This window comes from Streptomyces sp. NPDC005485 (genome assembly GCF_040606085.1).
Taxonomy (GTDB): Bacteria; Actinomycetota; Actinomycetes; order Streptomycetales; family Streptomycetaceae; genus Streptomyces.
The window spans coordinates 1-16,431 of the sequence record NZ_JBEXDZ010000002.1 but is presented as its reverse complement, the minus strand read 5'-3'; the positions used below and the strand labels follow the sequence as shown (position 1 = coordinate 16,431).

At 68.4% G+C, this 16,431-nt stretch carries 17 protein-coding genes; 7 read left to right on the top strand and 10 right to left on the bottom strand.

The features are described 5' to 3' along the window. Positions 1-2: 2 nt before the first annotated feature. Both ABZS97_RS01235 and ABZS97_RS01230 read right to left on the bottom strand, forming a co-directional pair. Positions 3-1,556: a globin domain-containing protein gene (locus ABZS97_RS01235; protein ID WP_356132044.1), complete on the bottom strand. Its 1,554-nt coding sequence runs from the start codon at positions 1,554-1,556 to the stop codon at positions 3-5. Between the two features lie 414 nt (positions 1,557-1,970). Beyond that, complete coding sequence (locus ABZS97_RS01230; protein ID WP_356132041.1) at positions 1,971-2,603, bottom strand: haloacid dehalogenase-like hydrolase; 633 nt, start codon at positions 2,601-2,603, stop codon at positions 1,971-1,973. Positions 2,604-2,789: 186 nt separating this feature from the next. Between ABZS97_RS01230 and ABZS97_RS01225 the strand changes: the two genes are divergently transcribed. Further along, positions 2,790-3,656 (top strand): GNAT family N-acetyltransferase, encoded by an 867-nt coding sequence (locus ABZS97_RS01225; RefSeq protein WP_356132038.1) that lies wholly within the window; start codon positions 2,790-2,792, stop codon positions 3,654-3,656. A gap of 10 nt (positions 3,657-3,666) precedes the next feature. Here ABZS97_RS01225 and ABZS97_RS01220 read toward each other — a convergent pair whose 3' ends face one another. Continuing rightward, positions 3,667-4,092, bottom strand: a complete 426-nt coding sequence (locus ABZS97_RS01220) for a heme-binding protein (RefSeq protein ID WP_356132035.1) — start codon at positions 4,090-4,092, stop codon at positions 3,667-3,669. A gap of 79 nt (positions 4,093-4,171) precedes the next feature. Further along, positions 4,172-5,380 (bottom strand): MFS transporter, encoded by a 1,209-nt coding sequence (locus tag ABZS97_RS01215; protein WP_356132031.1) that lies wholly within the window; start codon positions 5,378-5,380, stop codon positions 4,172-4,174. Between the two features lie 141 nt (positions 5,381-5,521). On the opposite strand from ABZS97_RS01215, the gene ABZS97_RS01210 reads away from it, so the two are divergent. After that, positions 5,522-5,986, top strand: a complete 465-nt coding sequence (locus tag ABZS97_RS01210) for a MarR family transcriptional regulator (protein ID WP_356132028.1) — start codon at positions 5,522-5,524, stop codon at positions 5,984-5,986. Positions 5,987-5,995: 9 nt separating this feature from the next. After that, positions 5,996-6,448 carry a GNAT family N-acetyltransferase gene (locus ABZS97_RS01205; protein WP_356132025.1) on the top strand — a complete coding sequence of 151 codons (453 nt, stop codon included), beginning with the start codon at positions 5,996-5,998 and terminating at the stop codon, positions 6,446-6,448. 97 nt (positions 6,449-6,545) lie between these two features. Here the strand turns inward: ABZS97_RS01205 and ABZS97_RS01200 are convergent, their stop codons facing one another. Together ABZS97_RS01200 and dnaB are read right to left on the bottom strand one after the other, a co-directional pair. Next, positions 6,546-7,931 carry a serine hydrolase domain-containing protein gene (locus tag ABZS97_RS01200; protein WP_356132022.1) on the bottom strand — a complete coding sequence of 462 codons (1,386 nt, stop codon included), beginning with the start codon at positions 7,929-7,931 and terminating at the stop codon, positions 6,546-6,548. A gap of 94 nt (positions 7,932-8,025) precedes the next feature. After that, a complete protein-coding gene (gene dnaB, locus ABZS97_RS01195) occupies positions 8,026-9,501 on the bottom strand; it encodes a replicative DNA helicase (protein ID WP_356132019.1) in 1,476 nt (491 codons plus the stop codon). A 459-nt stretch (positions 9,502-9,960) separates the two neighbouring features. Here dnaB and ABZS97_RS01190 point away from each other — a divergent pair, with 459 nt between their 5' ends. Beyond that, positions 9,961-11,298 (top strand): MATE family efflux transporter, encoded by a 1,338-nt coding sequence (locus ABZS97_RS01190; protein WP_356132016.1) that lies wholly within the window; start codon positions 9,961-9,963, stop codon positions 11,296-11,298. Between the two features lie 183 nt (positions 11,299-11,481). On the opposite strand, the gene rplI is transcribed toward ABZS97_RS01190, so the two are convergent. The 4 genes from rplI to rpsF form a co-directional block, all read right to left on the bottom strand. Then, positions 11,482-11,928: a 50S ribosomal protein L9 gene (gene rplI, locus ABZS97_RS01185; protein ID WP_190038092.1), complete on the bottom strand. Its 447-nt coding sequence runs from the start codon at positions 11,926-11,928 to the stop codon at positions 11,482-11,484. A gap of 18 nt (positions 11,929-11,946) precedes the next feature. Further along, positions 11,947-12,183: a 30S ribosomal protein S18 gene (gene rpsR, locus ABZS97_RS01180; RefSeq protein ID WP_003949403.1), complete on the bottom strand. Its 237-nt coding sequence runs from the start codon at positions 12,181-12,183 to the stop codon at positions 11,947-11,949. A 45-nt stretch (positions 12,184-12,228) separates the two neighbouring features. Beyond that, entirely contained in the window at positions 12,229-12,837 is a 609-nt protein-coding gene (locus ABZS97_RS01175) for a single-stranded DNA-binding protein (RefSeq protein WP_356132012.1), read from the bottom strand. A gap of 80 nt (positions 12,838-12,917) precedes the next feature. Next, entirely contained in the window at positions 12,918-13,208 is a 291-nt protein-coding gene (gene rpsF, locus ABZS97_RS01170) for a 30S ribosomal protein S6 (RefSeq protein ID WP_005482942.1), read from the bottom strand. A 321-nt stretch (positions 13,209-13,529) separates the two neighbouring features. Between rpsF and ABZS97_RS01165 the strand changes: the two genes are divergently transcribed. From ABZS97_RS01165 to ABZS97_RS01155, 3 genes are all read left to right on the top strand, one after another. Beyond that, positions 13,530-13,844 carry a hypothetical protein gene (locus ABZS97_RS01165; protein WP_356132009.1) on the top strand — a complete coding sequence of 105 codons (315 nt, stop codon included), beginning with the start codon at positions 13,530-13,532 and terminating at the stop codon, positions 13,842-13,844. Positions 13,845-14,056: 212 nt separating this feature from the next. Beyond that, positions 14,057-15,178: a peptidoglycan bridge formation glycyltransferase FemX gene (femX, locus tag ABZS97_RS01160; RefSeq protein ID WP_356132006.1), complete on the top strand. Its 1,122-nt coding sequence runs from the start codon at positions 14,057-14,059 to the stop codon at positions 15,176-15,178. Positions 15,179-15,275: 97 nt separating this feature from the next. Further along, positions 15,276-16,307, top strand: a complete 1,032-nt coding sequence (locus ABZS97_RS01155) for an alanine racemase (protein ID WP_356132003.1) — start codon at positions 15,276-15,278, stop codon at positions 16,305-16,307. Positions 16,308-16,431 lie beyond the last annotated feature (124 nt).

The following is a 16,431-nucleotide window of genomic DNA, read 5'->3' as shown; positions in this document are numbered from 1 at the left end:
GATCAGTCCCCGGCTGCGACGAGCTCCTCCACCGAGTCGTGGCGGATACGGTCCGACGGAATACCGATGTCCCTCAACGCGTCCACACCGCTGCGGATCATGCCGGGCGGTCCGGACAGGTAGGCGTCGTACTCGTTCCACGGCCCGTACTCGCGTACGGCGTCGGGGAGCTGGAGCCGCGCCTGCTGGTCGACGATCGGGCGCACCGAGAGCCAGGGATGGCTCTGCTGCAACCGCAGCATCGTGTCGATGTCGTACAGGTCGTGGTCGGTGCGGGCGCCGTAGAAGACATGCACCGGGCGCCGCTCCCCGTGCTCGGCGACGTCCTCGACCAGCGCCTTGATGGGTGCGATTCCCGTGCCGCCGCCGAGACAGAGCAGCCCGTTGTCGGTGGTGTGGTCGACCGTCATCGAACCGGACGGCGGGCCCAGCCGGACGACGTCGCCGGGCCGCGCGCGGTGCACCAGCGCGTTGGAGACCCAGCCCGCCGGGACGGCCTTCACGTGGAACGACAGCAGCCCGTCGGAACGCGGCGAGGACGCGAACGAGTAGTGCCGCCATATACGCGGCCACCAGGGCGTCTCCAGGCTGGTGTACTGCCCGGCGAGGAAGGGGTACGGCTGGTCGGGACGGACGGTGACGACCGCGATGTCCGCGGTCCTGAGGTCGTGCGAGACCACTTCGCCGTACCACCAGGCCGGGGCCCGCAGCTCGTCCGCGGCCGCCGCGTCGATCATGACCTGGGAGATCGTCGTGTACGCCCGGACCCACGCCCCCTCGGTCTCCTCGTTCCAGATCCCCGAGGAGTACCGGCTGAGCGAGCCGATGAGGCACTCCCCGACGGCGGGGTAGTGCTCGGGCCGGGTGCCGTACTTGCGATGGCCGCGGCCGAGGTTCTGCAGGTACGCGACGAGGACATCGGTGTTGTCGATGTGCTCGGCCGCCGTCAGCAGTGCCTTCAGCAGCCGGTCCCGCTGGGTGTCCATCGCGGCAGGGAAGAGCGGCCGCAGCTCCGGGTGGCGCACGAAGAGCAGTGCGTAGAAGTACGAGGTGACCTTGTCGGCGACGGGACCGACCTCGGCCATGGTCCGCCGGATGAGCACGGCGTCGGGCGACGCCTTCGGGCCGGGCGCGGGCCGCTGTGCGGGCACCCGCGGCCGAGGAGCGGGATCGGGCGGCGACGGTCCGGGTTCGGGCTGCGGAGAGCCTGACAGGGCTCCTACGGCGTCGTGAGTGTGCCCTGGCTTCCGGTGCACCGCTTCGACGGGCGCGGCCTCGGGGGCCTTGGCATGGGAGGGCTGCGCCCTCGGAGGTGTCACGGCGGGCGGCTGGGGCGCGGGGGCCGCGTCCGGGGCGGGGGATATTCGTTCCTGCACCGGCGAGTCGTCGCCCGGAGTGGGGCGGCCGACCGGGCGCAGCCCGGCCAGACGGCGGCCGTCGCCCGCCGCCTGCTCTGCGTCGGCAGGTTCCGGTTCCCTGTGCGGCGTGAACCAACCGCTCCCGCCGTTGCCGCCAGAAGTGCCGTTGTCGGCGGGCGTGGTGGTCGGAGCGTCCATGGTCTGCCTCGCCTCGAACATCTTTCGGTCGGTCTGCGCACTTCCGCGATCGGAAGGTGGCTACTTTCCCTCGCAGACGGCTTGCTTTCGTTCCCCGTTCCATCCCCGTCGGCCAATGCGGCCACATTCAACCCGGATTCCCACTCCGTACGGACAAGTAAGGCAAGAGTGTGACATTGGCCGCAGTGTCCGTACCGCAGCATCCCACTCCGCCTCAGCACCGGGCCGCATAACGGAAAATGCGGTATTCGATCTCTCCGTCCCATTACGCTGCATGGGCCTGCATGCGCGCCCGACGGAACATGCGCACATCAGTCGGACGTGAACCGGACTCGACCATACCGGCAGGCGTCCAGGGGACAAGTCCCCCTTGCGCGACCACGAATTGGCGCGGTGAACCGTCAATTGCCTCGATTACCCGGCACGACGGACCAACTCATAGGCATCCCACAGATCCAGCCCCGCGTAGGAGTGAGTGGCGAGGCCCGCCAGATGCTGATCCGCGTTGACCGCGACCGATACGGGTACCGCTTCGAACAGGTCCTTGTCCGACAGCGAGTCGCCATAGGCAATGCAGTCGGCCCGTACGACCCCGAACTCTTCACAGAGCCGGTCCGCTATCTGCACCTTGGCCGCGGCGCTGAGAATGCCCGCCGGATCCACGGGCTCGGTGAACGGCAACGCGGGGAAGAGCGAGCCGTGCGCTGCGTGCGCGCCCCACGCCGTCAGCCGTTCGACGAAGAAGGAGGGCGAGAGGGAGACGACCGCGATGTAGTCGCCCTGTCCCCTGATCTCCGCCCAGACGTCCTCGATCCCGGACAGCCACGGAGCCCCTGCGAAGGCCGCCGCCACATGCACCTCGGTCAGATCCGTCCACAGGGCGTACACCTGCGCCGCATACTCCGGCGGGCCTATCGTCCCCGCGGAAACGGCCCGGTCGAGCGCCACGGTCTCGGCTTCCAGCCCGATCTGCCGTGAGATCTCCACGGGCGCGGAGGTCCCGTGGAGCAGCGTTCCGTCGAGGTCGAAAAGGTGAAGTCTCGCCATGGGCGTCGAGGCTAGCGGGAGGTACGGCCGCCCCATCCCGGGCCCTGACCCTCGATCGCGCTTCGCGGTTTCACGTGAAACATCTGTTGACGGCCTGTGCAACGGAAGAACGACGTGGCCAAAAGCTCCTCCCTCTCCCGGCAAACAAGTGGACGTCGAGGGCGGCTGTCGGACAGCCTGACCTGCGTGCCGACACCTTTCCTCGCTGATCTGCCCATCCGCCGTCTGACGCTTCGGGATCTCAACGCCTGTGCCGACCTGTCCGAGGACCGGGGCTGGCCCCGCGAGGAACACAAGTGGGGCCTGCTCCTCGCCGCGGGGAAGGGCTACGGCATCGACGCCCCCGACGGTGGTCTGGTGACCGTGTGCGTCGTCACGGAGTACGGACCACAGGAACGCCCCGATCTGGGGGCCATCGGCATGGTCCTGGTCGCCGAGCGGTATGCCCGCCAGGGTGTCGGCCGACGGCTGATGCGGCAGATCGTCGCCGAGATGGGGACCACCCCGCTGACATTGCACGCGACACCGTACGGCCGCCCGCTCTACGAAGAGCTGGGCTTCAAGGTCACCGGCCGTGTCGAGATGGTCCGCGGACGCTTCACGCCGGGCGGCCCCGCCCCTGAGGTCGCCACGCGCCCGGCCACAGCCGAGGATCTCCCGGCGATCCTCCGGCTCGACGAATACGTCTTCGGTTGCGACCGCACCCACATGATCACTCGGTTGCCCGCCTTCGCGGACCAGCTGCGCATCGCCGAGGAGAACGGCCGGATCACCGGGTATGTGGCGGCCTGGCCCAACATGGACACCCAGGTGGTGGGCCCGCTGATCGCCCGTGACACGGAGACGGCGAAGGCGCTCATCGCCTCGCTGGCCGCCCGCACCGACCGCCCTCTGCGCACCGACGTCGACGTACGGCACGAAGAGCTGCTGACCTGGGTGAAGGAGCACGGCCTCGCGCCCATCGCCTTCAACGCGGTGATGACGTACGGCATCTCGGAACTGCCCGGCGACTGGACCAGGCGGTTCGCTCCGCTCACGGTGGCGGCCGGCTGAGTTCCCCTCGCTACTGGACGAGAGCCTCCACAGCCGCGACGGCGAACCCGTGGTCCTGCTCCGGCGCCCCGCCGCCGACGCCGACAGCGCCGATCAGACGGCCGTTCCGGTGGACCGGGACGCCGCCGGCGATGAACAGCAGCGGTCGGTCGAGCGCCGTCGGCAGGGTGTGGAAGAGACCGCCCGGCTGCACCGCGTCGACGAGGTCCGCGGTGGCGGAGTTCATCTGGAGAGCCGTGTAGGCCTTGCGGGTGCTGGTCTCCCCGGAGATCAGCACGGCCCGGTCGTCGCGCCGGAAGGCGAGCAGGTGGCCGCCCGCGTCGAGGACGGTGACGCTGACCATGACCCCGGCGGCCTCGGCGGCGCGGCGGGCCGAGGTGACGAGGACCTCGGCGTCCTGGGTGGTCAGCGGGGTGACGGCGATGGTGGTGCTCATGAGGGGGTTCTCCTGGTGGGGACTGCTCGTTGCCGGCATCACGGGGTGATGCTCGACGGTGGGTGCCGTGGGGCGGTGCTCAGTGGTGGACGGCGGTTCGCCGGTCCGCAGGTGCTCCGGCGGCGACGACGGTGCTGGGGGCCTTGTCCCGGCGCTCCAGGGCGGCCGAGAGGACGGCGAGGACCAGGGCCCCGGCGGCAAGGACGGCGCCGACCCAGTTGGGGGCGGTGTAGCCGTAGCCGGCCGCGATGACGAGGCCGCCGAGCCAGGCCGAGAGGGCGTTGCCGAGGTTGAAGGCGCCGATGTTCACGGCCGAGGCCAGTGTGGGGGCGCCGTGCGCCTGGTCGAGGACGCGCTTCTGGAGCGGCGGTACGGTCGCAAAGCCGAGGGCGCCGATCAGGACGAGGGTGACGGCCGCGAGGATCTTGTGGTGGGCGGTGACGGTGAACAGGGCGAGCACGACGGCCAGGCCGCCCAGGGAGACGTACAGCATCGGCATCAGCGCGCGGTCGGCGAACTTTCCGCCGACCAGGTTTCCGCCGACCATGCCGAGGCCGAGAAGGACCAGCAGCCAGGTGACGGAGCCGTCGGCGAATCCGGTCACGTGCGTCATCATCGGCGCGATGTAGGTGACGGCCGCGAACACACCGCCGAAGCCGAGCACGGTCATCGCCATGGCCAACAGCACCTGGACGTTCTTCAGAGCGGCGAGTTCATGGCGCAGGTGCACGCCTTCGGGCTTGGGCATGTCGGGGACCAGCTTGGCGATGCCGAGCAGGCCGATCACGCCGAGCGCTGCGACCCCGGCGAAGGTGACACGCCATCCCGCGGACTGTCCGACGAGTGTCCCCAGGGGGACACCTACGACATTGGCGATGGTGAGGCCGCTGAACATCATGGCGATGGCACCGGCCTTCTTCTCGGGCGCGACCAGCTCGGCGGCGACCACCGAGCCGATGCCGAAGAAGGCGCCGTGGGCGAGGGAGGCGACCACTCGGCCCACCAGCATCAGGCCGAAGGACGGGGCGACGGCGGAGAGCAGATTGCCGAGGACGAACAGCCCCATCAGCAGCATCAGCATCCGTTTGCGGGACACCTTCGTGCCGAGCGCGGTCATGATCGGAGCACCGAGCATCACGCCCAGGGCGTAGCCGGTCACCAGCAGTCCGGCGGTGGGGATGGAGACACCGAAGTCGCCGGCCACCTCCGGCAGTACGCCCATGATGACGAACTCGGTGGTTCCGATTCCGAAGGCCCCGATCGCGAGGGCCAGAAGCGCGAGAGGCATGGGTGGGTACACCTTCCAGACGATTGCATGAGCGCTTTACCTGCGTTCACAATAGTTGCAGACGCGGGCTATATGCAAGCGCTGGATATTGCAGACGTGTTCTATCCTGGGTTGCAGCCGCTCCGGGACGGAGGAACCGCCATGACAGCCACGGACCCCGCACTGACCGCCCTCGCCCAGGGGTGGTGCGCCCTCTCCTTGCTGCACGGGAGGATCGAGGCCCATATCGAGCGCGCCCTGCAGGCCAAGCACGGCCTGAGCGTGCGCGAGTACTCCCTGCTCGACGTACTCAGCCGGCAGCACGACGGCGAGGGTGGCCATCTGCAGATGAAGCAGGTCGCGGACGCGGTCGTGCTCAGCCAGAGCGCAACCACCCGACTCGTCACCCGGCTTGAGGACCGCGGACTGCTCGCCCGCTACCTGTGCCCGACCGACCGCCGGGGCATCTACACCAACGTCAGCGAGGCGGGCCTCAAGCTCCTCGAACAGGCGCGCCCCACCAACGACGCCGCCCTGCGCGAAGCACTCGACGAGGCGGCGAGGAATCCCGAACTCGCCCCGCTGGTCCGGGTCGTGGAATCGGCGAGCGTACCCGCCCCCGCATAGGCTGCGGCCATGGGAGATCTTGAGATACGAAGGGCCGTCCCGGAGGACGTCCCGGCCATCGTCGCCATGCTCGCCGACGATCCGCTGGGTGCCCAGCGGGAGTCACCGGACGACCTGGCGCCGTATCTGACGGCTCTGGAGCGCCTGAGTGGCGACCCGAACCAGCATGTGATGGTCGCCGTGCGCGAGGGCCGCGTCGTCGGCACCCTCCAGCTCACGGTCATCCCCGGGCTGTCCCGCAAGGGCGCGACGCGGTCCCTCATCGAGGGCGTACGCGTCCACGGCGACGAGCGTGGCAGCGGCCTCGGCACCCGGCTCATCGAGTGGGCCATCGCCGAATCCCGGCGCCAGGAGTGCCAGTTGGTCCAGCTGACCTCCGACGTCACACGGACCGACGCCCATCGCTTCTACGAGCGGCTCGGTTTCACGGCCTCCCACGTGGGCTTCAAGCTGGCGCTCTGAGAGACGGCTGCGAGGAGCGGCTTCGAGAGACCTTCCACTGTGTGCGCCGAAGCGTCCTGTTTCACGTGAAACAGGACGCTTCTCGCTGCCGCGACGCCTACTTGATCCCTCGCCAACCCTCGGGGTCCACTCCGCCCGGCACAGACGACCCCTCCTCGTACGGCTGTCGCGTGAACACGAACGATCCGAGGTCCAGGTGGCTCACGGATCCGTCAGCCCGGCGTACAGCCTTCAGCGGCTCCCCCGCGTAATAGCCGTCCAGCCCCGTCCAGGTGCCGTCACCGTTGGCCCGGAAGCGCGAGCGTCGGCCGTTGTCGGAGATCGGCCCCAGCGAGACACCTCCGTCGAGCGTCAGGCGCAACGCGTGGACCTGAGTCCCCCAGTACCACTGGCCCGCCAGCTCCAGCACAGCCTGGTCGACCTCGGGCAGGGGCCTCCATGGCTCGGGCATCCTCGGCTCGGCCTCGGCCACGATACGAACGAGGTCGGCGGAGACCGTAGCCACCGGCGGACCGGAGGTGCAGTTGGACAGCACGACAGCCGCGAGGTCGTCCTCCACGCTGATGGCGAGACTTGCCAGGAACCCCGGCAGCGACCCACCGTGCCCCACAAGGATCCGGCCGTCCCGGGCCTGAACCTGCATACCGAGGCCGTAGGCCGAACCGGCCGCCACGTCTTCGAGTTCAGCCGGCGCGGCGGGCGTGCGCATCTCCCGAACGGACTCTGCGCTCAGCACCCGGTCGTCACCCCGGGTGAGGAAGACCGCGAAGCGCGCCAAGTCACCCGTGGTGGACCAGAGTTGACCGGCCGGGGCCATCCGCCCGAGATCCTCGGACGGTTCCGGGAGCAGCACATCGGCCCAGGGATGCACGGCCCAGCCACCCGCGTGCGGTGCCTGCGGCTGCCCGCTCGTCCGGTCCAGCCCCAGCGGTTCGAGCACTTCGCGCCGCAGAACCTCTTCCCAGGGAGCACCCCGCAGCTCCTCGACCAGGGCACCGAGCAGCGTGAAGCCGGGGTTCGAGTAGTGGAACCGGCGACCGGCCGGGTGCAGGAAAGGCCGCTCACCCAGCACGTCCGCGAGATCGGGGCGCAGGGAACCGGGCGTCCGCTCCCACCAGGGCGCGGGGGACTCGGCCGCCACCCCGCTCGTGTGCGCGAGCAGTTGGGCGATCGTGGCGTCACCCGCACCGGTGCCCGGCAGGTGCTTCTCCAGCGGATCGTCGAGGTCGAGCATGCCTTCGTCGCGCAACCGCAGCACCAGGACGGCGGTGAAGGTCTTGGTGATCGAGCCGATCCGGTACTGCACGTTCTCGTCCGGCCCGTGCCCGTCCACCGAGGTCCGCGACCCGTGCCACACCGCCTCACCCCCGCGGACGACCACCGCGACCAGCGACGGCGCACGCCCTTCGGCCTGCGCGGCGGCGATACGGTGCAGCAGAGCCCGGCGAGTGGCGGGGAGCAGCTCTTCCTGAGATGTGGTCATGGCCCCAGTCCACCCGGCCCGTCACCTCACGTCGAGTGCATTTCTCCCGGGTCGGCCCGCCAGGACCGGTCGGAGCAGGCACGCGGGGGACGGTTCAGGTCTGCGCCATGTCCACGAAGCGCGAGTAGTGGCCCTGGAAGGCGACCGTGATCGTCGCTGTCGGACCGTTACGGTGCTTGCCGACGATGATGTCCGCCTCGCCCGCGCGCGGCGACTCCTTCTCGTAGGCGTCCTCGCGGTGCAGCAGGATCACCATGTCCGCGTCCTGCTCGATCGAGCCGGACTCACGCAGGTCGGAGACCATGGGCTTCTTGTCGGTGCGCTGCTCGGGGCCACGGTTGAGCTGCGACAGTGCGATCACCGGCAGCTCCAGCTCCTTGGCCAGGAGCTTCAGGTTTCGCGACATGTCGGAGACCTCCTGCTGCCGGCTCTCGGACCGCTTGCTGCCCGACTGCATCAGCTGGAGGTAGTCGATGACGACGAGCTTCAGGTCGCTGCGCTGCTTGAGACGGCGGCACTTGGCACGGATCTCCATCATCGACAGGTTCGGGGAGTCGTCGATGTAGAGCGGCGCGGCCGAGACATCGGGCATACGGCGCGCGAGACGCGTCCAGTCCTCGTCGGTCATCGTGCCGGAGCGCATGTGGTGCAGCGCCACCCGCGCCTCCGCCGAGAGCAGACGCATAGCGATCTCGTTGCGGCCCATTTCGAGCGAGAAGATCACGCTCGGCATGTTGTGCTTGATCGAACAGGCCCGCGCGAAGTCCAGGGCCAGCGTCGACTTACCCATGGCGGGACGGGCGGCGATGATGATCATCTGGCCGGGGTGCAGACCGTTGGTGAGCTGGTCGAGGTCCGTGAAGCCGGTCGGCACGCCGGTCATCTCCCCCGACCGCGAACCGATCGCCTCGATCTCGTCGAGCGCGCCCTCCATGATGTCGCCGAGCGGCAGATAGTCCTCGCTGGTGCGCTGTTCGGTGACCGCGTAGATCTCCGCCTGGGCGCTGTTGACGATTTCATCGACGTCACCGTCGGCCGCGTATCCCATCTGGGTAATGCGCGTACCCGCCTCGACCAGGCGTCGCAACACCGCGCGCTCATGCACGATCTCCGCGTAGTACTCGGCGTTCGCCGCCGTCGGGACCGTCTGGACGAGGGTGTGCAGATACGATGCGCCGCCGACCTTGGTGATCTCGCCCCGTTTGGTGAGCTCGGCCGCGACCGTGATCGGGTCGGCCGGCTCCCCCTTGGCGTACAGGTCGAGGATCGCCGTGTAGATGGTCTCGTGTGCGGGCCGGTAGAAGTCGTGGCCCTTGATGACCTCGACCACATCGGCGATGGCGTCCTTGGACAGGAGCATGCCGCCGAGGACGGACTGCTCCGCGTCCAGATCCTGTGGGGGTACACGCTCGAAGGAGGCGCCCCCGCCGTCCCACGGGCCGTTGTCCCGATCACGGTCGTGCTGCTCGTCGCGGCCGCGACCTCCGTCGTGGCGCTGACGGGAGGCGGGCAGACGATCACTGGGACCGCTGTCGGCCCACGGGTCGTCCAAGGGCTCGGAGATACTCACCGGGCCACCTCCTCCCGTCCGCCGAGCGGACCTCGCCGTGCCCTTCATTCCTACGGCACGACACTGACAAATAAGAGGCCCGACTCCGGTTCCGACGCGTCGGTTTTGCGAGCTTTCCGCGGACGGAAGAGAGAGCGGGCGCCGCACTACGGTAGGCCCGCGGGCACCGTCAGCCAATCTGGTTATCCACAGGCCATGTGGACGACGGCCCGGATGCTGTGGAGAACTCCGCAAAACCTGTGCACGACCCGGTGGACAGCCCTGTGAACAAGCCCTCAGCCTTTCCACCGCACCCACTCTGAGCTGCGACTTTCCCGTCCACCGGCTGTGCAGAAGAAAAACTTTCCCGGTCGGGCCAAGATCGCCGCAAGCAGTACACAGCGGCGCACCTCACGGAAAGTGAGGTAAGGGTCTCAATGCCATTGCATCTCTTACCTGTGGAAGATTAGATTGGTGCTCATGACACAGGCCCCCGCGGCGTCCAGGGACGCCCGCCGCCGGCACGACAGAGAGATCGTCGCACTGGCCGTTCCGGCCTTCGGCGCACTCGTCGCCGAACCCCTCTTCGTCATGGCCGACAGCGCGATCGTCGGCCATCTCGGCACCGCGCAACTGGCCGGTCTCGGCGTCGCCTCCGCCCTTCTCGTGACCGCCGTCAGCGTCTTCGTCTTCCTCGCCTACGCCACGACGGCCTCCGTCGCCCGACGGGTCGGAGCGGGCGACCTGCGGGCCGCCATCCGTCAGGGCATGGACGGCATCTGGCTCGCCCTGCTGCTCGGCGCGGCCGTCATCGTCACCGTCCTGCCGACGGCACCTGCCCTCGTGACACTCTTCGGCGCTTCGGACACCGCCGCCCCTTACGCGACCACATATCTGCGTATCTCGGCGCTCGGTATCCCGGCGATGCTCATCGTGCTCGCCTCCACCGGCGTACTCCGAGGCCTCCAGGACACCAAGACCCCGCTGTACGTCGCCGTCGGTGGCTTCGTCGCCAACGCGGGCCTCAACGCGGGCCTCGTCTACGGCGCCGGCCTGGGCATCGCAGGTTCGGCGTGGGGCACCGTCCTCGCCCAGTTCGGCATGGCCGCGGTGTATCTGTTCGTCGTCGTCCGCGGTGCTCGCAGGCACGGCGCCTCGCTGCGACCGGATGCGGCAGGAATCCGGGCCTGCGCCCAGGCCGGCACCCCGCTCCTGGTGCGCACCCTGTCGCTGCGGGCGATCCTCATGATCGCCACCGCCGTCGCCGCCCGGCTCGGGGACGCGGACATCGCCGCCCACCAGATCATCATGAGTCTGTGGAGCCTGCTCGCTTTCGCGCTCGATGCGATCGCCATCGCCGGGCAAGCCATCATCGGCCGTTATCTCGGCGCGGGCGACGCCCAAGGGGCACGCGAAGCATGTCGCCGCATGGTCCAGTGGGGCATCGCAGCAGGGCTCGTCCTCGGCCTGCTGGTGATCGCCGCACGCCCCTTGTTCCTCCCCCTGTTCACCAACGATTCGGTCGTCCAGGACGCAGCACTTCCCGCGCTGCTCCTCGTGGGCTTTTCCCAGCCGATCAGCGGCATCGTCTTCGTTCTGGACGGCGTTCTGATGGGCGCGGGGGACGGGACCTATCTGGCGTGGGCAATGCTGGTCACCCTCGCGGTCTTCGCTCCGCTGGCACTGCTTGTCCCTGCGCTCGGCGGGGGACTCACCACCCTTTGGGCAGCCATGACGCTGATGATGACGGTACGGATGCTGACGCTGTGGCTGCGCTCCCGTTCGGGCCGCTGGATCGTCACGGGTGCGACGCGGTGACCCTTTCACGTGAAACGGCCGGCGACTCGTGCTGTTTCACGTGAAACCCCCATCCCTACGTTGCTGCTCCTGCTGCTCGGTTTCACGTGAAACGCCGTCGCTGCCGATACCTGCATCCAGGCATGCAGAAGGGCCGCACCTCAACAGGTGCGGCCCTTCTCACAGTTCTACCGAGCGCAGCGGTCAGGCCGCGACGACCTCGATGTTGACCTTGGCGGCAACCTCGGGGTGCAGACGCACGGACGTCTCGTGGGCGCCCAGCGTCTTGATCGGCGCGCCCAGCTCGATGCGGCGCTTGTCGACCTCGGGGCCACCGGAAGCCTTGATCGCCGAAGCGACGTCGGCCGGGGTGACGGAACCGAAGAGACGACCGGCGTCGCCGGAGCGAACGGCCAGACGGACCTTCACGCCTTCGAGGCGGGCCTTGATCTCGTTGGCCTGCTCGATGGTGGCGATCTCGTGGATCTTGCGAGCACGACGAATCTGCTCGACGTCCTTCTCGCCGCCCTTGGTCCAGCGGATCGCAAAGTTCCGCGGGATCAGGTAGTTGCGAGCGTAGCCGTCCTTGACATCGACGACGTCGCCCGCGGCACCGAGGCCAGAGACCTCGTGGGTGAGGATGATCTTCATGTTTCGGTCACCCTTCCCTTATCGCGCGGTGGAGGTGTAGGGCAGCAGCGCCATCTCACGGCTGTTCTTCACAGCCGTGGCGACGTCACGCTGGTGCTGCGTGCAGTTGCCGGTCACGCGGCGGGCACGGATCTTGCCGCGGTCGGAAATGAACTTCCGCAGCATGTTCGTGTCCTTGTAGTCCACGTACGTGACCTTGTCCTTGCAGAAAGCGCAGACCTTCTTCTTAGGCTTGCGCACAGGCGGCTTCGCCATGGTGTTTCTCCTGTGTGATCAAGAAGTGTGGGATCGAGCCCGTCCCTAGAAGGGGGGCTCGTCCGAGTAGCCGCCACCGGAGCCACCGGAGCCGCCGGAGCTGCCGGAGTTTCCACCCCAGCCGCCACCGCCGCCACCCTGCTGACCGCCGCCTGCAGGCGCACTGGTCGCCCAGGGGTCTTCGGCGGGAGCGCCGCCACCCTGCTGCTGACCGCCGCCGGAGCCTCCGCCCCAGCTGCCGCCCTGCTGGCCGCCGCCACCGCCGCCGTAACCGCCCTGTCCGCCTCGACCGGTGGTCTTGGTGACCTTGGCCGTGGCGTTCTTCAGGCTGGCGCCGACTTCCTCGACGTCCAGTTCGTAGACCGTGCGCTTGACGCCCTCACGGTCCTCGTAGGACCGCTGCTTCAGCCGGCCCTGCACGATGACGCGCATGCCTCGCTGGAGCGACTCGGCGACGTTCTCCGCCGCCTGACGCCAGACCGAGCAGGTCAGGAACAGGCTCTCGCCGTCCTTCCACTCATTGGTCTGACGGTCGAAGGTGCGGGGAGTGGACGCGACACGGAACTTCGCGACCGCCGCACCGGAAGGGGTGAAGCGCAGCTCGGGGTCGTCGACAAGATTGCCGACGACCGTGATGACGGTCTCGCCTGCCATGGGGGAACCTCTCGGCGGGTTTGCTGCTGGCTGCTTTTGGTGCTGCTACTCGAATCCCGAGATCAGCTGAGCGGGAGAGCTCAGTGGGTCTCGGGGCGGAGGACCTTGGTCCGGAGGACCGACTCGTTCAGGTTCATCTGGCGGTCGAGCTCCTTGACGACCGCAGGCTCGGCCTGCAGGTCGATGACCGAGTAGATGCCCTCGGGCTTCTTCTTGATCTCGTACGAGAGACGACGACGGCCCCAGGTGTCGACCTTCTCGACCTTTCCGTTGCCCTCACGGACGACGGAAAGGAAGTTCTCGATCAGGGGGGCGACAGCGCGCTCCTCCAGATCGGGGTCGAGGATGACCATCACTTCGTAGTGACGCATGTGGAACCCACCTCCTTCGGACTCAGCGGCCACGGTCGTTCCGTGGCAGGAGGGTTGTGATGCGTACGCAACGGTATCGGCCACCACTGACAATCGGACCCGTCGATCGAAGGACCGAGCGGAATCCGTGTCGTGATCAGTGCCGTGACCTGGGTCTCGGCCTGTCATGACGAAATCTGTGGCCTGGGCAGACACCGGTGCAGAGGGTACAGACTACCTGCACACACGCTTCCGGTTGAAATCCGACCGGGGTGACCGTCAATCTGTACCCATCGGGTGTGTATGGCGCTACGATGCGCCGCCTTCCGCAGGAGGTGCCACATGGCACAGTCAATGCGACCCACCATCGCCGGCTCGCTGCTCGCGACGGACCACAAACCCCATCCGCTCCAGGACACCCTGCTCGCGGTGACCCTGGTGCTCGGAGCGACGGCCTTCATCACGGCGCAGTTCCACAGCCTGCATCTGATCAGCTCCTGGACCGGACTGATCGGCATCTTCACCGGCGCCGGCGGACAGTTCGTCTCGGTGACGACCCGAGAGCGCTTCGGACTGATCCTGGGTCTCGGTGCCGCAGCCGTCGGATTCTTCCTCGGCATGGCACATGGCGGCCTCTTCGGCGGTGTCGTCGGCTGACCAGCCGCCGACCGCTCTCCTTGCCGGTCGGCCCTCATCACCCCGGCCGGCGGGACCGGCCGGACAACACCTCTCGGCGTCCCGATCGCGCAGCGGGTCGGGGCTCAGGTTCCATACGGCCAGACGAGGCGCTCGCAGGGCGCAGTAGGCTTCGGCGCGAGAGCCGGAGCCCCTGTACCCATGGGGACACACCAGCCCGAGGAGCGCCCCGAATGAGCCTGACCCTGAGGACCATCAGCCGAGAGCAGCATCTGGCATACATCCAGAGCCTGCCCTCGGCGAGCCACATGCAGGTCCCGGCCTGGGCAGACGTCAAGGCGGAGTGGCGCTCCGAGAGCCTTGGCTGGTTCGACGACAGGACCGGCGAGATGGTCGGTGCGGGCCTGGTGCTGTACCGCCAGCTGCCCAAGATCAAGCGCTATCTCGCGTATCTGCCCGAGGGGCCGGTGATCAACTGGTTCGCGCCGAACCTCGGTGACTGGCTGCAGCCGATGCTCGCGCACCTCAAGCAGCAAGGCGCCTTCTCCGTGAAGATGGGCCCGCCGGTCATCATCCGGCGCTGGGAAGCGCCTTCCATCAAGGCCGGCATCCAGGACCCGGACGTGAAGCGCCTGCGTGACATCGAGGCCGACTTCATCGAGCCGCGCGCCTTCGAGGTGGCCGACAAGCTGCGCCGGATGGGCTGGCAGCAGGGCGAGGACGGCGGCGCCGGCTTCGGCGACGTACAGCCCCGCTACGTCTACCAGGTGCCGCTGGCCAACCGCTCCCTGGAAGAGGTCCACAAGAACTTCAACCAGCTGTGGCGCCGCAACATCAAGAAGGCCGAGAAGGCCGGCGTCGAGGTCGTCCAGGGCGGTTACCAGGACCTTGAGGAGTGGCAGCGGCTGTATGAGATCACCGCGACCCGTGACCACTTCCGGCCCCGCCCGCTCTCGTACTTCCAGCGCATGTGGACGGCCCTCAACACCGAGGACCCCAACCGCATGCGGCTCTACTTCGCCCGGCACAACGGCGTGAATCTGTCCGCCGCGACGATGCTGGTCGTCGGCGGGCACGTCTGGTACTCCTACGGAGCCTCGGACAACATCGGCCGTGAGGTCCGCCCCTCGAACGCGATGCAGTGGCGGATGCTGCGCGACGCGTACGCCCTCGGTGCGACCGTCTACGACCTGCGCGGCATCTCCGACTCGCTGGACGAGAGCGACCACCTCTTCGGCCTGATCCAGTTCAAGGTGGGCACGGGCGGCCAGGCCGCCGAGTACCTCGGCGAGTGGGACTTCCCGCTCAACAAGCTGCTCCACAAGGCGCTCGACATCTACATGTCGCGGCGCTGAGCTGTCCCGGTACGGCCCGCCGGTCCGGCGGGTCCGCCACAATTCCTTTTCAGACCTCTGACATACGGCAGCCACGAGAAAGGTTCCGGGACCGGCCATGGCGCTCACGCTCTACGTCGACACCGCGCGCTGGCGGGCACACCACAAGCACGTGCAGGAGCAGTTTCCGGGGCTCGTCCCCGTCTGCAAGGGCAACGGCTATGGCTTCGGGCACGAGCGGCTGGCGGACGAGGCCACGCGCCTCGGCGCGGACGTCCTCGCCGTCGGCACCACATACGAAGCCGCCCGCATCAAGGACTGGTTCGGCGGCGACCTGCTGGTCCTGACGCCCTTCCGCCGGGGCGAGGAGCCCGTGCCGTTGCCCGACCGCGTCATCCGCTCCGTCTCGTCGATCGACGGCGTGTACGGCCTCGTGGGCGCCCGCGTCGTCATCGAGGTCATGTCCTCGATGAAGCGGCACGGCGTCAGCGAGCAGGACCTGCCCCAACTGCACTCCGCCATAGAGAACGTGCGGCTGGAAGGCTTCGCGATCCACCTCCCGCTGGACCGCACCGACGGCTCGGACGCCGTCGAGGAGGTCATCGGCTGGATGGACCGGCTGCGTGCGGCCCGCCTGCCGCTGCACACCATGTTCGTCAGCCACCTCAAGGCCGAGGAACTCGCCCGCCTCCAGCAGCAGTTCCCGCAGACCCACTTCCGCGCGCGTATCGGCACGCGGCTGTGGCTGGGGGACCATGAGGCCACCGAGTACCGCGGAGCCGTCCTGGACGTCACGCGCGTCTCCAAGGGCGACCGCTTCGGCTACCGGCAGCAGAAGGCGGCCTCCGACGGCTGGCTTGTCGTCGTCGCGGGCGGTACGTCGCACGGGGTGGGCCTGGAGGCCCCCAAGGCACTGCACGGCGTCATGCCGCGTGCCAAGGGCGTCGCCCGCGCCGGTCTCGCCACGGTCAACCGCAACCTCTCCCCGTTCGTCTGGGGGGGCAAGCAGCGCTGGTTCGCCGAGCCCCCGCACATGCAGGTCTCGATCCTCTTCGTACCCTCGGACGCCCCCGAGCCCAAGGTGGGCGAGGAGCTGGTGGCCCATCTGCGGCACACCACCACGCAGTTCGACCGCATCGTCGAGCGCTGATCCCGGCCGGCCTCGGCCCAGCTCCAACGATCGGCAAGAAGACAGGCGATGCATTCGATACGGGCTGGCTAGAGTGTGGTAGGGGAGATCGGAATTCCTGGTGTAGCGGTGAAATGCGCAGATA

What these genes read in the sequence shown, in the direction of transcription:
- rpsF (WP_005482942.1), bottom strand. Translation starts at nt 13,208, where the DNA reads ATGCGTCACTACGAAGTGATGGTCATCCTCGACCCCGATCTGGAGGAG.
- ABZS97_RS01190 (WP_356132016.1), top strand. Translation starts at nt 9,961, where the DNA reads ATGACACAGGCCCCCGCGGCGTCCAGGGACGCCCGCCGCCGGCACGAC.
- rpsR (WP_003949403.1), bottom strand. Translation starts at nt 12,183, where the DNA reads ATGGCGAAGCCGCCTGTGCGCAAGCCTAAGAAGAAGGTCTGCGCTTTC.
- ABZS97_RS01165 (WP_356132009.1), top strand. Translation starts at nt 13,530, where the DNA reads ATGGCACAGTCAATGCGACCCACCATCGCCGGCTCGCTGCTCGCGACG.
- ABZS97_RS01215 (WP_356132031.1), bottom strand. Translation starts at nt 5,380, where the DNA reads ATGCCTCTCGCGCTTCTGGCCCTCGCGATCGGGGCCTTCGGAATCGGA.
- femX (WP_356132006.1), top strand. Translation starts at nt 14,057, where the DNA reads ATGAGCCTGACCCTGAGGACCATCAGCCGAGAGCAGCATCTGGCATAC.
- rplI (WP_190038092.1), bottom strand. Translation starts at nt 11,928, where the DNA reads ATGAAGATCATCCTCACCCACGAGGTCTCTGGCCTCGGTGCCGCGGGC.
- ABZS97_RS01235 (WP_356132044.1), bottom strand. Translation starts at nt 1,556, where the DNA reads ATGGACGCTCCGACCACCACGCCCGCCGACAACGGCACTTCTGGCGGC.
- ABZS97_RS01220 (WP_356132035.1), bottom strand. Translation starts at nt 4,092, where the DNA reads ATGAGCACCACCATCGCCGTCACCCCGCTGACCACCCAGGACGCCGAG.
- ABZS97_RS01200 (WP_356132022.1), bottom strand. Translation starts at nt 7,931, where the DNA reads ATGACCACATCTCAGGAAGAGCTGCTCCCCGCCACTCGCCGGGCTCTG.
- ABZS97_RS01230 (WP_356132041.1), bottom strand. Translation starts at nt 2,603, where the DNA reads ATGGCGAGACTTCACCTTTTCGACCTCGACGGAACGCTGCTCCACGGG.
- ABZS97_RS01210 (WP_356132028.1), top strand. Translation starts at nt 5,522, where the DNA reads ATGACAGCCACGGACCCCGCACTGACCGCCCTCGCCCAGGGGTGGTGC.
- ABZS97_RS01205 (WP_356132025.1), top strand. Translation starts at nt 5,996, where the DNA reads ATGGGAGATCTTGAGATACGAAGGGCCGTCCCGGAGGACGTCCCGGCC.
- ABZS97_RS01155 (WP_356132003.1), top strand. Translation starts at nt 15,276, where the DNA reads ATGGCGCTCACGCTCTACGTCGACACCGCGCGCTGGCGGGCACACCAC.
- ABZS97_RS01175 (WP_356132012.1), bottom strand. Translation starts at nt 12,837, where the DNA reads ATGGCAGGCGAGACCGTCATCACGGTCGTCGGCAATCTTGTCGACGAC.